Source organism: Nostoc sp. UHCC 0252, assembly GCF_034931145.1.
Taxonomy (GTDB): domain Bacteria; phylum Cyanobacteriota; class Cyanobacteriia; order Cyanobacteriales; family Nostocaceae; genus Nostoc.
The window spans coordinates 1-13042 of the sequence record NZ_JAYGHE010000119.1 but is presented as its reverse complement, the minus strand read 5'-3'; the positions used below and the strand labels follow the sequence as shown (position 1 = coordinate 13042).

Below are 13042 nucleotides of genomic sequence, written 5' to 3'. Positions count from 1 at the left end.
AATATTTTATCTTCTACTAGGACTTAAGCACTGGCGAAAAAGCAAATATCAAGGGTAGGTTTGAAACATTCAATTAGAAGGTTTTTGGTGCTTATTTAGTTATTTATGCTGAACAAAAATAATTAAAAAAGCCTGAAATTAAAGATTCTAATGAATATACACCCTGATTGATTTGTACAGTGCTTAAGACTTAGATAGTAAGAGAATAGTTAGATAAGTATAAAGGATGCCGAAAACGTCAATTTTGGCATATTTCTTTGTGCCCGTAAATATCAGTTAATTACAACAGGTTGAACATTCAATTTACTGAAAAAATCAATTTAGTCAGGTGAAAATCATGGCAGATATCATTAGTAATACCAGTGGTAATGATACCCTAATCGGCGGCGGCAACGACACAATTATTGGTGGAGGTGGTAACGACACTTACTTCGTCTCCCCTGGTGATTTTACTATTACGGATTTTGGTGGCATAGGGCAAGGAACAAGTCCGACAGCAGCAGTCATTGCCGAAGTGGATACCCTAAGAGTCGAAGATCCTAACTTTACTGCCAGAAATATGCTGCTTACCCAGAATGGAAGCAATCTGGAAATCACCTTTGAAAGGGATAACCGTTCCTCCAGTTACTTCTTTACCAAAGTTACTCTGCAAAACTTTGCCCTGGAAAATCTGGATAATCTCAGTACATCTACAGGAGCTACTGTAGACTTGGGCAATATCGTGTTTTATGGACAAACTAGCGCTACAGACAGCTTTGATGTCTTCAATGCCAACTCAACCCAAAGCACTATCTTCAACAAAAATACAGTCACCTTTCTTAATGACCTGAACAATACTGTTGACGGCTTTGATGACTCAGATGATGTCATTAATGGTCAGGGAGGTGATGACATTATTGACGGCAAGAGTGGCAACGACTTGCTGCGGGGTGGTTCTGGGGATAACCTTCTCATTGGTGGTGTAGGCAATGATACCTTGAGTGTTGATTCTTCAACAGGCGATAACACCCTCAACGGTGGCACTGGTAACGATACATTGAATGCTAATTATTCAGCAGGCAATAATTTGCTCTGTGGAGGCGATGGCAATGATTCTCTTATTGCCTCTTTCGCTTTGACCAGAGATGCCATGCCTAATAATTTCTATGACCCCGACGACTTTCTGAACTCTTCAGGCAATAACAGCCTCAACGGTGGCGCTGGTAACGATGCATTAGATGCTAATTATTCAACGGGCAATAACTTTCTCTCTGGTGGCGATGGCAATGATTATATTAGTGCCTCTGGTTACTACATATCCTTTCGAGGCAATTTTAACTTATACGATCCTATATCTGGCAATAACACCTTAAACGGTGATGCTGGCGACGATACCTTAAATTCTAATTACTCAACAGGCGATAACACCCTAAACGGTGGTGCTGGTGACGATATATTGGATGCTGAGATTTCAACAGGCAACAAGCTACTCTCTGGTGGCGATGGGGATGATTCTCTCTCCGTCTCTGGGTATCTTACCAGTAACCCTTATACCCAAAGAGTTGACCCCTCTTCAGGCGATAATACCCTCAATGGTGGTGCTGGTAACGATACCTTGCGTGCTGAGTATTCAACGGGCAATAACTTACTTTCTGGGGACGATGGGAATGATTCTCTCTCAATCTCTGCCTATTATCTCTTCTTAGGCGATAACGATGATCCATTGAGTGCCAGTTTCCCCTCATCAGGGAATAACACCCTTAATGGTGGCACTGGTGACGATACATTGAATGCTAGTGGTTCAACCGGCAATAACTTTCTTTTTGGGGGCGATGGCAATGATTTCTTCTATTTAAGCCCCGCATCCCCAGATACTGCCCCCGCAAGTTTAGTTACTCAAACAGTAGATGGGGGTAATGATGACGATTTGTTGTTCCTTGATTACAGGTTAGCTACAGAGGGTATTACAACAACATTCAATTCCACTACTAACATTGGCTCAATTACGGCAGGCACGTATCTAGTTAACTACAAGAATATTGAACAATTTAATATCTCAGGTACAGCCTACAATGACAACATTGTTGGAAGTAATGGCAACGATACCCTCTCCACTGGCGATGGTGGTAATGATACTATAGATGGGGGTGAGGGTGATGATTTGTTGTCCGTCGATTACAGCAATGCGACAGGGGGGATCACAACAACATTCAATACCATTACTAACATCGGCTCAATTACGGCAGGCACTAATCTAGTTACCTACAAGAATATTGAACAATTAAATATCTTCGGTTCAGCTTACGATGACAACATTGTTGGAAGTAATGGCAACAATATCCTCTCCACTGGCGATGGTGGTAATGATACGATAGATGGGGGTGAGGGTGATGATTTGTTGTTCGTCGATTACAGCAATGTGACAGAGGGTATCACCTCAACATTCAATACCACTACTAACATTGGCTCAATTACGGCGGGTACTAATCTAGTTAACTACAAGAATATTGAACAATTAAATATCTCAGGTACAGCCTACAATGACAACATTGTTGGAAGTAATGGCAACGATACCCTCTCCGGGTATTCTGGAAATGATACGATTTTTGGCGGTGTAGGTAATGATATCCTGGTAGGTGGAGCTGATAACGACACCCTAACTGGTGGTGTCGGCAATGATCAGTTTGTTTTCGAATTTTATAACTACGGTACTGATATTATCACTGATTTGAGTGGTGTGGAGAAAGGCTCAAATGCATCAGAAGCGGTGATTGCCTCCTTAGACACCTTGCAATTTACAGGTGGTGGCTTAACTGCTGAAAATCTGCAATTAACTCAAAATGGGAACAACTTAGAAATCACTTTTCAAATCCCAAATTTTGGAATTGACACTTCCAACAAAGTCATTCTCGAAAATTTCAAATTAGAAAATCTGGATAATCTGCCAGCAACTTCTTCACAACCAGCTATTGGCAATATCTTGTTTGATGGAGAAACCAGCATCACTGACAGTTTTGATGTGTTTGATGCTGATTCCACTCAAACCAACCTATTCAATAAAAACACTGTTACCTTCCTGAATGACCTTGATAACAGCATTACAGGATTTGACAACTCCAATGATGTCATCAATGGTCAGGGAGGTGACGATATCATTGACGGCTTGAGTGGTGATGACCTTCTCAGAGGTGGTACGGGAAATGACCTTCTCATTGGTGGTGTCGGAAATGATACTCTGATTAGCAGTGCAGGCAATGATACGCTTGATGGTGGTACTGGTGACGATACCTTGATTGTTAACAGTTCAATCGGTGATAACCTGCTCTCTGGGGGCGATGGCAATGATTCTCTTGGTGTCAGTGCAGATAGCAACGATTCTCGCTCATCTGGCAATAACACCCTCAATGGTGGTGCTGGTGACGATAGGTTGAATGCTAACAGAACAACCGGCAATAACCTGCTCTCTGGCGGTGATGGCAATGATTATCTTGATGTCTCTAACAACGTTCCCTATGCCTACCCCTCTGGTTCATCTGGAAATAACACCCTCAATGGTGGTGCTGGTGACGATACATTAAGTGCTGGTGGTTCAACAGGCGATAACCTTCTTCTTGGGGGTGATGGCAATGATTATTTTGACATCTCTGGCTCCTCTTACTCTTCCACCATAGGCAAGAACACCCTCAATGGTGGCGCTGGTAATGATAGATTCGATGCTGGGGATTCAACAGGCAATACCCTATTCTTTGGGGATGATGGCAATGATTATCTTGATATCAATGGTGGTAACTTTGACGATCGCTCATCTGGAAATAATACCCTCAACGGTGGTGCTGATGACGATACATTAAGTGCTGGGGGTTCAACAGGCGATAACCTACTGCTTGGAGGTGATGGCAATGATTATCTTGACATCTCTGGCTCCTCCTACTCTGATTTCTACGACAACCGGTCTACAGGCAATAACACCCTCAACGGTGGCGCTGGTGACGATATATTTGATTTGAGCGGTTCAGCAGGCGATAACCTGATCTTTGGAGGCGATGGGACTGATACCTTTATTTTCGCTAATTACGATGAAGGCATTAATACTATTGATGACTTCAATGCTACTAATGAACTCATTCAATTAGGGTCTTATTTTGATTATGGTTTATCAATAGGTACACTTGAGACCAGTCAGTTTACCATCGGAGCATCTGCAACCACTAGCGAAGAGCGATTTATCTACAATAGCGCTACAGGTGCATTGTTCTTTGACCAAGATGGCAGTGCATCTGGGTTTACTCAACGACAATTTGCACAATTATCTACTGGATTGTCATTAACCAACAACAATTTTGTGGTTGTTTAATCGTAATCGGAATTAACCCTCTGCCATCACTCAATGGTACGGTTTGCGGGGTACTATTTTTAGCACCCCGCATTTTATTGCTTGATGCAAATAGTTTTGGTAAGCGATCGCAATTTCTGTACAAATATTACATTGCGATCGCTTGCGACACCAAAACGACTTAAAAAACTCAACTATATGAAGATCAGTTAGGATTAACGCTCTAGTCTTAAACCTCTTTCCATAAGCATCTGAGGCTCGATATTCTCAACTTTAGATATTACTTCTAATTGAGGAATTCTAGCGATCGCATCAGCAATATTACCTGATTGGGCACGTAACCAAGCGCTGTGAGGTGCATAGGATAGGATTTGTGCGACTTCGTAACCTGCTCGATTAATTTCCTCGCGCTGAGACTCTACATCAACGCCTTCAGCAAAGCGGATGAAAACCAGTCCAGTTGGTACTGCTAAAGAACCATTGGGTTGCAGCGTGTAAATCGGACTCAGTTTATTTTGCTCTGATTGATTTGGTTTGCCTGAAAAAACTGCGATCGCACCATCGTTGAGTTGTAAAATTGCTTCTGGTGCGATCGTCTTGGGCCGATTATTATAGTGTATTGCATAATATCCAGACTCACGAGTGTAAGATACAGCAGTACCTGGGCGTAGCGCACCGTAGCGATCGCTGCCAACACGAATTTGTTCAGGATACTCAGAAAAATAGTCGTTTTGAAATTTCACTTCAGAAATCAAGGGTAAAGAGTACACCTGGAGAAAATACTCAGCCGGAAAATAAAACATTTTTCTTAAGTTCTAATGATGTTATAGCGTTTTTTAGTGGTAGGTAATACAAATATTTTTCATCGGGATGCAAGTTATATGCCCCTAATGGTAGTGAATATCCTTAAAGCAGCCTGACTTTGAATATCCTCTTTTCTGGAAAGGCGAATCCAAGGATTGTATGAACTTTATAGACATTAAATTCTGTTTAAGCTGTATCTTTTTAATCTCGTAATACACATATAACACATGAAATAAAAAGGATCTATAAACTAAACGTAACGCCCTGTGTAACTCTCTCTCAGACCTAACCCTCAACCCCTTCCCTACTAGGGAAGGGGAGCAAGAGTCAAAGCTTCGCTTTAAAAGTAAGTCCCAATTACCAATTACCAATTCCCGATTCCCAATTCCCAATTCCCAATTCCCAATTCTCAAAACATTTAGGAGATTAAAATATGGTTCAGGTTCGCTATGGTGGACAAAACGGTAAACAGTATGAACTTGCCATCAGTGATGAACACGTTGTAGTGCGTACCGAAAGCCGCAATCATCTTGTTGGTGCAAGACCGTTTGAAGTCGCGTCTGTGTCACCCACGGCTCGTAGCATCCTTAATCAATTCGAGTTAACAACGCGGTTTCGGCAAGCGGGTGTAGAAATTTTGCGGGCGAAAACTCCAGTTCAAGGTGTCGCTTTACGCGATCGCGCCCGTGAAATTCTCAATCAAGAATCTGAAGTCCAATTTGCCGGACGTGTCCTCATCGATCCAGTATCTAGTCAACCGATAATTTACACCGAAAACCTCTTCATTAAATTCGATAACGAAGAAGAATCAAGTGTCTGTCAACAGGTATTAGGACGTTACAACTTAACCATTAAACGCCAACTTGAATACGCACGAAATGCTTATTTTGTCAACGCACCTGCAAATACTGGTATAGCCATCTTTGACATTGCCGAGAGACTTTTGAATGAAGAATCAGTTGAACTGTGCCATCCTGAACTAGTGCGAGAATCACGCCAACGTCAGGTTTTCCCGCAGCAATGGCACTTAAAGCAAACAACAATTAACGGTAAAGTAATAAACGCCCATGCCAACGTTGAGGCAGCTTGGAAATTAAGCGATGGTACAGGGACGATAATTGCAATTATCGACGACGGCGTGGATCTCGATCATGAAGAATTCCGTTCTTCTGGAAAGATTGTTGCCCCCCGTGATGTCACACGTAAAAGTGACAATCCAAGACCGGGAAATGACAATAACCACGGTACAGCTTGTGCTGGAGTAGCCTGTGGAAACGGTCAATTTGGTGCATCAGGCGTAGCGCCAGGTGCAAAATTGATGCCGATTCGTTTAGCTTCGTCGTTGGGTTCACAAGATGAAGCAGACGCTTTTATTTGGGCGGCTCAAAATGGTGCTGATGTAATTTCTTGTAGCTGGGGCCCAGCAGATGGGGTTTGGTTTGAGCCAAACGATCCTGTACACAAGCAAAAAGTACCTTTGCCTGATTCCACACGGCTCGCTATGGACTTTGCAATCAATAAAGGGCGCAACGGTAAGGGCTGTGTGATTTTATTCGCGGCTGGCAATGGTAACGAAAGCGTGGATAACGACGGCTACGCTAGTTACCAAAAGGTAATTGCTGTGGCAGCTTGTAATGACTTTGGTACAAGAAGCGCTTACAGCGACTTTGGTCAGGCGGTTTGGTGCGCTTTTCCCAGTAACAATGGTGATAGTTCTCAAACCCCTGGAATTTGGACAACCGATCGCACTGGTGTCGTTGGCTATAATTCGGTTAATCGCGATCTGGGTGATGCCGGAGGTAACTATACGAACGAATTCGGCGGCACATCTAGTTCTTGTCCAGGTGCGGCTGGTGTAGCAGCCTTGATTATTGCCAGAAACCCAAATCTGCGTTGGGATGAAGTGCGAGATATTATTAAACGCTCTTGCGATCGCATCGATCAAGCTGGAGGTAAATATGATGCCAATGGTCGTAGTCCTTTCTACGGTTATGGTCGAATGAATGCTCTTAAAGCTGTAGAATTGGCCAAGCCAGCGCAAACATCACCCATCAGCAGATTCCAGGCAGTACAAGATATCCCAATTAATGATTTGCAAGTATCAACATTATCGTTGGCGATCGCTAATACCAGCCTAATGAAATCCATCAAAGTTAATGTAGACATTGAGCATACTTATATTGGTGATCTTGTAGTTACTCTCCTTCCCCCAGTGCAAATAGGCATACTTCCCATCATTCTGCACGATCGCCAGGGCGGAGCTACAGATAATATCAAAACAACTTATGACGAGGTAAACACCCCAAAACTTGCTGCTTTTAAAGGTAAAAGTCCCCAAGGAACCTGGACTCTGGAAGTTGCAGATAAAGCTACCACAGATACCGGAAAGATTCGCAGTTTTACCATTGAAATTGGATTATAAGCCAATATGCTTGGCTTAAGGATAATTGTAGGCTGGGTAGAGCGACAGCAAAACCCAACCTTAGTTGGGAGACAGTGCAGCGAGCCGTTGAAATGCCGATGGTACTGGAGTATTTGCGAGGTGTCGGCGTATCAACTCGGCACACGCACCTGGACTTAACAACGAAGTATCGACTTCAAGATCGTAGATGCCAGGGATGTGGACTTCACGTTGCCATAACTGAACCGGAGATGGCACGGGGGAGTCAGCTGCACTTACTACGTTCCACCCAGTGTTTTGTCGTCTTTCCATAATTATCTCGATGGGGCAGCGAACGCCTACGAACAAAACGGGCAATCCGTTTAAACGTCGGGCACTATCGGTCAGGATGCCGCGCTTAATTGCGTATGCGTCATGGTGTGCGACATCAACCACGACATTCAGTCCTAAGCGGCTGTGGGCGGCAATGGATTCATACATCGCACTGTACAGAATAGGAACGAGGGGTTCGAGGTCTTGGCGTTCTCCCCCTGGCCGTAGACCGATCCCAGGTAGGTATCGTGCAGGAGTCATTTGCATAAACCTATCGACACCCAAGTTCATCCATACGCCATCAAACGTTTCCTGAATAACTGCCACAATACTCGATTTCCCCGATCGCGGAGTACCATTCAGGATAACGATCTGTCCTAGCTTTTGTGTCTGTTCCACCATTGCTTCTGGCATCCTTAGCAACTCTTAATAAATAGGCGGCAAAGCAGTTAGAGGTGCGTTACTGCATAATGTAACGCACCCGACAAAACTACTAAACTATTAAAGTAGTTCTGTTTGCATCTTTGCGTCAATTAACTTTGAGTCACAGGCTCTTTTGCCAAGAACTTCTCTAATTCCGTCAGTGCATCAGCGTCAACCTTAGTTTGCATTGGGCAGAACTTAGGCCCACACATCGAACAAAACTCAGCAGTTTTATAGATATCTGCTGGTAAAGTTTCGTCGTGATATTCCTTAGCTCTTTCTGGATCGAGTGATAATTCAAACTGACGGTTCCAATCAAAGTTGTAACGCGCCTTAGAAAGTTCATCGTCTCTATCTCTTGCACCAGGGCGATGTCTAGCAATATCAGCCGCATGAGCCGCTATTTTATAAGCAATTAACCCATTTCTAACATCTTCAGCATTTGGTAAACCCAAATGTTCTTTAGGTGTTACATAACACAGCATTGCAGTACCGTACCATCCAGCCATTGCTGCTCCAATAGCTGAAGTGATGTGGTCATAACCGGGAGCAATATCTGTCACCAATGGGCCTAAAACATAGAAAGGTGCTTCAGAACACTCTTCCATTTGCTTACGGACATTGAATTCAATTTGATCCATTGGGACGTGTCCAGGCCCTTCCACCATCACCTGTACATCATCTTCCCAGGCCTTGCGAGTTAGCTGTCCGAGGGTTTTCAATTCAGCTAATTGTGCTTCATCTGAGGCATCATGGGTGCAGCCAGGACGCAGGGAATCTCCCAAACTGAAGGAGACATCATATCTTTTGAAAATCTCAATAATATCTTGGAAATGAGTATAAAGTGGGTTTTGTTTATGGTGATGCAGCATCCACCGCGCCAAAATACCGCCGCCGCGAGAGACAATACCTGTGATACGGTTTCTCACCAAAGGCAAATGCTCAATTAAAATCCCAGCGTGGATAGTTTGATAATCTACTCCTTGCTGGGCGTGCTTTTCGATGATATGGAGAAAATCATCAGCAGTCAGGTTTTCGATTGTGCCGTGGACACTTTCTAAAGCTTGGTAAACCGGCACCGTACCAATGGGAACAGGGGAAGCTTTGATGATTGCGGTACGAATTTCATCCAAATTACCGCCGCCTGTGGATAAATCCATGACGGTATCAGCACCGTACTTCACCGCCAGATTCAGCTTATCAACTTCTTCCTGAAGATTAGAAGAGTTGGGGGAAGCGCCGATATTAGCATTTACCTTACATTTAGAGGCGATGCCAATAGCCATCGGCTCTAAATTAGTGTGATTAATATTAGCCGGGATAATCATTCGTCCCCGCGCTACTTCATCACGAATGAGATCGGCAGGGAGATTTTCTCGTTGGGCGACGTAGTGCATTTCTTCGGTGATAACACCTTGGCGAGCGTAGTGCATTTGAGATACATTACTTTGCCCACGTCGTTTAGCAACCCATTCTGTCCGCATATTGTCATTCCTCAATAAACAGCTTCCCTCCGCTGGTATTACCCAGACTCAGGTGTTAAGGGTGTGATCTCAGCCTGGTTATGTAGGCACCCCTAGCATGGATGTAGTGTATCACCTTCGTTATGTCTGGGAGCAAGGGTGTTAACAAATTATGCTGTTTTTTCGGAATTTGGCGTAGGCGCAGCCCGTCGCAGTGAAGGTGGGTTGTTTGGGATTACCGATAAATTGCAAGCCACCCAACCCCCGAAAGCCTACAATCCAATATTCTGGGATGTTAAGAAAAGCGTATTCTTCAACTTTCTTTGCATATAGGACTTACGCAAAAATTGCCGAAAAGCTTAGTTTATCGAACCGCCAAGAACGCCAAGAACGCCAAGAATTCGTAGGGTGTGCGTAAGTCCTATTGCATAATCATCTTGCCAATTACTACTAGCAACTTCAGCAACAAGTAATACCATAGAAAACTCATCGTATTTAATATTATTTGTCATTTAACCTTTTCTGAGTAAAAAGGCTCAATCCAAAATTTAAAATCTAAAATTGTATAAGGCATATACAGTAACACATTCAGCCGTTAATACAATCCATCGTCAGAGAGTTTCGCACAACCAACTAATATCTGTAAAGTTAGATTTAAAAGGCATTAACAACGTAGACTCATGACCGACAACAGCATTACATCACGTTTGTACCCTACCCGCATTGACATTCCCGCCGAAGCGCGAGTGCAAATCGTGGTACTTCTTAACCAAACCTTAGCGGCTACTTCGGATTTGAAAACCCAAGCAAAGCAAGCGCACTGGAATGTTAAAGGTACTGACTTTTACCAGTTACACTTATTATTTGATGAACTGGCTGGGGAATTGGAAGGATACGTCGATATGGTAGCTGAACGTATTACAGCTTTGGGCGGATACGCTTTCGGAACAGCCCGCGCCGCAGCTAGTAATTCAATTCTGCCAGAGTATCCCTTAGATATTTTGGATGGTAAAGACCATGTGACAGCCTTAGCGGATCGTTATGGTTTCTATGCCAAACATCTTAGAGATGCGATCGCTAAAACTGATGACTTAGACGATCTAGATACCGCCGATCTTTACACCGAAATTTCTCGCACTATTGACAAACGCCTCTGGTTCTTAGAAGCTCATCTGCAAATCGCAGAAATTAAGCAAGAGAATGGTAAAGCGGCTACTACAAAAACTCAAAAGATCCCTGCTGGTGTAAAATAAGCACTTCTCTTGAAAAGTAGTCTTTCTTAAAATCTAGTAGTATCTTTTTGGTAAGTACGTCACTTTTAAGTGCGTACTTTTCATTTATATGTATATACTTTACTATTGAAATAGTTCAAAAGTAGGTCAAGAAATTCAAAAATATCTTTGACAAGTGATCTATGAAAATTAATACTTCAACTTGAAGAAGTTATCAAAACAGAATTCAGGAGTCAGGAGCCAGAATGGGCTAAACCTTAGCTATCCGCTAACAGAATGAATTTTGTGCGACACAATGAATAGCTCAGTGCATCGCTGGTGGATAGCGCAGCGATAGCGAGAAACGAGCGTCGCGTCTTAATTCTGACTCCTGAATTCTGACTTCTGAATTCTTCTTCAATAGGTTACTAAAAAGATATGCTAGTTCCATTTTGATTCCAAACTCTGCCAATTTTAGATTGTTAGATTGAAGGATAAATCTAAAATTGAGTGGCTCCTAAATAAATACTCATTAACAAAGAGGTGAATTTATGTCTCAAAATACAGTTACCCATTTAATTCACGATCGCAATGCCCGTGGTCACGCTAAAATTGGCTGGCTCGATAGTTATCACACATTTTCTTTCGGTAGTTTTTACGATCCGAACCGCATGGGGTTTCGCTCTCTGCGCGTGATTAACGACGATCGCGTTGCCCCCGGTGCAGGATTCCCTACCCACAGCCATCGTGACATGGAAATCCTCACTTATGTCTTAGAAGGTGCTGTAGAGCATAAAGACAGCTTGGGTACTGGTTCGGTAATTCGCCCTGGTGATGCCCAAATTATGAGCGCTGGAACTGGAATCAGCCACAGCGAATTTAATCCTTCACCAACTGAACCACTACACTTACTGCAAATCTGGATTCTTCCCGATAGAGAAGGAATAACGCCAAGATATGAACAAAAAGCTTTTCCTCTGGAAGAAAAGCGCGGCAAATTACGCTTAATTGCCTCTAAAGATGGGCGCGATGGTGCTGTAACAATTCACCAAGATGTTGAGTTATACACATCTGTTTTAGAGTCAGGTGATGTTGTTAATTATCAAGTCAAACCTGGCCGTTATGCCTGGTTACAAATAGCGCAAGGCATAGTTAACTTAAATGGTGAAGAACTCAGAGCCGGCGATGGTGTACAAATCAACGGCGAAGAACAGCTAGAAATTAGCACCAACATCGGCGGCGAAATCTTGCTTTTCGATTTGGGCTAATATCTCCTTTGTCTGTTAAGTAGATAAACAAAATTAATCACACAATGTCATTGCGAATGCAGCGATCGCGGTAGCGTCTCGTAAAGAAGCGAAATGAAGCAATCGCAAGGGCTGGGATTGCTTTGCTTCGCTCGCAATGACTGTAATTAATTTTGCGTGGTTACTTAAAAGGCTCATCTAAATGAGCCTTTTTCTCAGAATATTACGTTTACTAGTTAAGTATGTTTGCGGGTTCCGTGAAGGCATAGAAAATCTTGGAAATGCTAGCAGAACGTCTCAGAAGGGTGTGCTTGGGGTAAATTATGGCGATCGCACTCTCAGACAACCAAGCCACAAGTCTAAAAAACTGCTGAACGAGTATCAAAGACTCATTAATGGAGTTCAAAGCCTCTTTAATGAAGCTCAAAGACTCATTAATGGAGCTCAGAACCTCTTTAATGAAGCTCAAAGGCTCATTAATGGAGTTCAGAACCTCTTTAATGAGTATCAAAGACTCATTAATGGAGTTCAAAGCCTCTTTAATGAAGCTCAAAGACTCATTAATGGAGTTCAGAACCTCTTTAATGAGTATCAAAGCCTCATTAATGGAGTTCAAAGACTCGTGGATAAATCAACTTAACGCGAAATAGGCGATGATCGCTTACGAATTACGAATTACGAATTAAATCTTGCACTCTCGCCACCACTTGCCCTAATCTCTCAGCATCAGGAGATTGGATACGCTGCAATATCTCCAAGGCTGGTTGCAAATAATCTAGTGCTTGATTGTAATTGCCCTGTTGTTCTGCTATATGCCCTAACCACCACAACGTCGTCGCCTTGCCTTGGACATTGCCGATTTGTTCCTC

General features: G+C 43.1%; 10 protein-coding genes, 1 pseudogene and 1 riboswitch. Of the genes and pseudogenes, 5 read left to right on the top strand and 6 right to left on the bottom strand.

The genetic code is table 11. The features are described from left to right. Window positions 1-328 precede the first annotated feature (328 nt). Window positions 329-4333, top strand: coding sequence for a beta strand repeat-containing protein (locus VB732_RS33990; protein WP_416235803.1), 4005 nt, complete (start codon window positions 329-331; stop codon window positions 4331-4333). 194 nt (window positions 4334-4527) lie between these two features. On the opposite strand, the gene VB732_RS33985 is transcribed toward VB732_RS33990, so the two are convergent. Next, entirely contained in the window at window positions 4528-5115 is a 588-nt protein-coding gene (locus VB732_RS33985; RefSeq protein ID WP_323235222.1) for a hypothetical protein, read from the bottom strand. Window positions 5116-5549: 434 nt separating this feature from the next. Between VB732_RS33985 and VB732_RS33980 the strand changes: the two genes are divergently transcribed. After that, on the top strand, window positions 5550-7538 hold the full coding sequence (locus VB732_RS33980; protein WP_323235221.1) for a S8 family serine peptidase: 1989 nt from the start codon (window positions 5550-5552) through the stop codon (window positions 7536-7538). A gap of 60 nt (window positions 7539-7598) precedes the next feature. Here VB732_RS33980 and VB732_RS33975 read toward each other — a convergent pair whose 3' ends face one another. From VB732_RS33975 to VB732_RS33960, 4 genes and pseudogenes are all read right to left on the bottom strand, one after another. Further along, window positions 7599-8231 (bottom strand): chloramphenicol phosphotransferase CPT family protein, encoded by a 633-nt coding sequence (locus tag VB732_RS33975; RefSeq protein WP_323235224.1) that lies wholly within the window; start codon window positions 8229-8231, stop codon window positions 7599-7601. Between the two features lie 131 nt (window positions 8232-8362). Continuing rightward, complete coding sequence (gene thiC, locus VB732_RS33970; protein ID WP_114081781.1) at window positions 8363-9736, bottom strand: phosphomethylpyrimidine synthase; 1374 nt, start codon at window positions 9734-9736, stop codon at window positions 8363-8365. A gap of 7 nt (window positions 9737-9743) precedes the next feature. Continuing rightward, a riboswitch (TPP riboswitch) is annotated at window positions 9744-9840 on the bottom strand. An 88-nt stretch (window positions 9841-9928) separates the two neighbouring features. Then, window positions 9929-10045, bottom strand: a pseudogene (locus VB732_RS33965) (Uma2 family endonuclease); the annotation flags it as partial. A 29-nt stretch (window positions 10046-10074) separates the two neighbouring features. After that, window positions 10075-10227: a hypothetical protein gene (locus VB732_RS33960; protein WP_323235220.1), complete on the bottom strand. Its 153-nt coding sequence runs from the start codon at window positions 10225-10227 to the stop codon at window positions 10075-10077. A gap of 168 nt (window positions 10228-10395) precedes the next feature. Here VB732_RS33960 and dps point away from each other — a divergent pair, with 168 nt between their 5' ends. From dps to VB732_RS33945, 3 genes are all read left to right on the top strand, one after another. Further along, the gene (dps, locus tag VB732_RS33955) at window positions 10396-10968 is read left to right on the top strand and encodes a DNA starvation/stationary phase protection protein Dps (RefSeq protein WP_323235219.1); all 573 of its coding nucleotides are present in this window, start codon (window positions 10396-10398) and stop codon (window positions 10966-10968) included. 509 nt (window positions 10969-11477) lie between these two features. After that, on the top strand, window positions 11478-12194 hold the full coding sequence (locus VB732_RS33950) for a pirin family protein (RefSeq protein WP_323235218.1): 717 nt from the start codon (window positions 11478-11480) through the stop codon (window positions 12192-12194). 181 nt (window positions 12195-12375) lie between these two features. Then, a complete protein-coding gene (locus VB732_RS33945; protein ID WP_323235217.1) occupies window positions 12376-12813 on the top strand; it encodes a hypothetical protein in 438 nt (145 codons plus the stop codon). Between the two features lie 28 nt (window positions 12814-12841). Here VB732_RS33945 and VB732_RS33940 read toward each other — a convergent pair. After that, window positions 12842-13042: tetratricopeptide repeat protein (locus VB732_RS33940; RefSeq protein WP_323235216.1), on the bottom strand; the 201-nt coding region annotated here is incomplete at its 5' end.